The following is a 3,259-nucleotide window of genomic DNA, read 5'->3' on the forward strand; positions in this document are numbered from 1 at the left end:
ACGTTCTTTGACATGATGCGAGAGTAGAACTTTAAGAAAACTTTAGGAAACAATCTTTGAATATTTAAGAAAGTAACTAAGGGCGTATGGGGGATGCCTTGGCTCTCAGAGGCGATGAAGGACGTGATAAGCTGCGATAAGCTACGGGGAGTTGCAAATAAACTGTGATCCGTAGATGTCCGAATGGGGCAACCCGTACAAGTGAAGCTTGTACATTTCGCTTAATGCGAAAAGCAAACCCGGAGAACTGAAACATCTAAGTACCCGGAGGAGGAGAAAACAATAGTGATTCCGCAAGTAGTGGCGAGCGAACGCGGATTAGCCCAAACCGATGTGGTTACGGCCACATCGGGGTTGTAGGACCACATATATTCTGTATTGACTGAACATGAAAGATCTGGGAAGGTCTTCCGAAGAGGGTGAGAGGCCCGTAATGGTAAGGTGAATATGGATAGTGGTATCCTGAGTAGGTCGGGGTCGGAGAAGCCCCGGTTGAATTTGCCGGCACCATCCGGTAAGGCTAAATACTCCTGAGAGACCGATAGTGAACAAGTACCGTGAGGGAAAGGTGAAAAGTACCCTGAGTAAGGGGGTGAAATAGAACCTGAAACCATACGCCTACAAGCGGTCGGAGCCCATTCGTTGGGTGACGGCGTGCCTTTTGCATAATGAGCCTACGAGTTGCCGTTGCTGGCGAGGTTAATTCCGTAGACGGAAGGAGCCGGAGCGAAAGCGAGTCTGAATAGGGCGTTTTAGTCAGTGGCGGCAGACGCGAAACCTTGTGATCTACCCTTGGCCAGGTTGAAGTTACGGTAACACGTAATGGAGGACCGAACCAGTACACGTTGAAAAGTGTTTGGATGAGCTGAGGGTAGGGGTGAAAGGCTAATCAAACTGGGAAATAGCTCGTACTCCCCGAAATGTTTTTAGGAACAGCGTGGAGTGATGTCTATTAGAGGTAGAGCTACCAATAGGACTAGGGGGAGTCATATCCTACCAAATCCTGATGAACTCCGAATGCTAATAGATTAACTCTGCAGTGAGGGCCGGGGTGCTAAGGTCACGGTCCGAGAGGGAAAGAACCCAGATCATCAGCTAAGGTCCCAAAATCTACACTAAGTTGAACAAAGGCGGTCCAGCTGCACAGACAGCCAGGATGTTTGCTTGGAAGCAGCAATTCATTTAAAGAGTGCGTAACAGCTCACTGGTCGAGCGGCCGGGCGTCTATAATGAACGGGCATCAAGTGTAGTACCGAAGCTATGAATTCTATGTAAATAGAATGGTAGGGGAGCATTCCAATGGCGGAGAAGCCACATGGTAACGTGTGGTGGAGCGTTTGGAAAAGCAAATGTAGGCATAAGTAACGATAAGGCGGGTGAGAAACCCGCCCACCGATAGACTAAGGTTTCCCTGGCAATGCTAATCAGCCGGGGGTTAGTCAGGACCTAAGGCGAACCCGAAGGGGGTAGTCGATGGACAATCGGTTAATATTCCGATACTAGCAGTAGAAGTGAAGGAGAGACGGAGGAGTGAAAGGCTCGCGCACTGACGGAATAGTGCGTTGAAGGGTGTAGATATAGGAGCTGTAGGCAAATCCGCAGTTTTTGTCGAACCTGATAGTACTGAGCGTTTACGGACAATCAGATAGTGGCCCTAAACCGACTTCCAAGAAAATCTTCTAGCGTTAATTTTACTGCTACCTGTACCGCAAACCGACACAGGTAGTCAAGGAGAGAATCCTAAGGTGCTCGAGTGAATCGTGGCTAAGGAACTAGGCAAAATAGCTCTGTAACTTCGGGAGAAGGAGCGCCTCCTTCTGCGCAAGCAGGAAAGGCCGCAGCGAAAAGATCCAGGCGACTGTTTATCAAAAACACATGGCTTTGCGAAATCGAAAGATGAAGTATAAGGCCTGACACCTGCCCGGTGCTGGAAGGTTAAGAGGGGATGTTATTCGTAAGGAGAAGCATTGAATCGAAGCCCCAGTAAACGGCGGCCGTAACTATAACGGTCCTAAGGTAGCGAAATTCCTTGTCGGGTAAGTTCCGACCTGCACGAATGGTGTAACGATCTGGATACTGTCTCGGCCACGAGCTCGGTGAAATTGTAGTCGCGGTGAAGATGCCGCGTACCCGCAACGGGACGGAAAGACCCTATGAACCTTTACTATAGCTTAACATTGACATTGGGTAATTGATGTGTAGGATAGGTGGGAGACTATGAAGCTGTGTCGCTAGGCATGGTGGAGTCAACCTTGAAATACCACCCTTTACTTATTTGATGTCTAATCCCATGGATATGGGAGACATTGTTTGGTGGGTAGTTTGACTGGGGTGGTCGCCTCCAAAACAATAACGGAGGCTTTCAAAGGTACCCTCAGCACGCTTGGTAACCGTGCGTGGAGTGCAATAGCATAAGGGTGCTTGACTGAGAGACATACAAGTCGACCAGGAACGAAAGTTGGATATAGTGATCCGGTGGTTCCATATGGAAGGGCCATCGCTCAAAGGATAAAAGGTACTCTAGGGATAACAGGCTGATCTCCCCCAAGAGCTCATATCGACGGGGAGGTTTGGCACCTCGATGTCGGCTCGTCACATCCTGGGGCTGGAGAAGGTCCCAAGGGTTGGGCTGTTCGCCCATTAAAGTGGCACGCGAGCTGGGTTCAGAACGTCGTGAGACAGTTCGGTCCCTATCTGTTGTGGGCGTAAGAAGTTTGCGAGGATCTGACCTTAGTACGAGAGGACCGGGTTGGACAGACCGCTGGTGTATCAGTTGTGCCGCCAGGTGCATTGCTGAGTAGCTACGTCTGGAAGAGATAAGCGCTGAAAGCATCTAAGTGCGAAACTCACCTCAAGATGAGACTTCTTTTAAAGGGTCGTCAGAGACGATGACGTTGATAGGCTGCAGGTGTAAAGGCAGAAATGTCAAAGCCGAGCAGTACTAATTACCCGTACGCTTTCAAGAATGAAGAGACTTTTAAGGTTTTCGATAAAGTTTTACTCTCGATATCATCATGTCGATATTCCAGCAGGGATATTAAAGTATTATAAAGTATTAGGATCATGCAGTAGGCATGGTCAAAGAGTTTATGGTGATTATAGCTCCGGGGTCCACCTTTTCCCATTCCGAACAGAGAAGTTAAGCCCGGATGCGCCGATGGTACTGCAGTCACATGTGGGAGAGTAGGTCGTCGCCGTATTTTTATTCGAACGCCCGATAGATGCACTTCTATCGGGCGTTTTTGCGTTTATACGAAAT

2 rRNA genes are annotated in these 3,259 nt (G+C 48.8%); both read left to right on the top strand.

Annotated elements, in window-relative coordinates:
* The first annotated feature begins 66 nt into the window (after positions 1-66).
* Positions 67-2,965 (top strand): 23S ribosomal RNA (locus ACOXY8_RS17150).
* A 123-nt stretch (positions 2,966-3,088) separates the two neighbouring features.
* Positions 3,089-3,200 (top strand): 5S ribosomal RNA (gene rrf, locus ACOXY8_RS17155).
* The last annotated feature ends 59 nt before the right edge of the window (positions 3,201-3,259 follow it).

It is taken from the genome of Peijinzhouia sedimentorum (assembly GCF_049340005.1).
GTDB lineage: Bacteria > Bacteroidota > Bacteroidia > Cytophagales > Cyclobacteriaceae > CAXBDP01.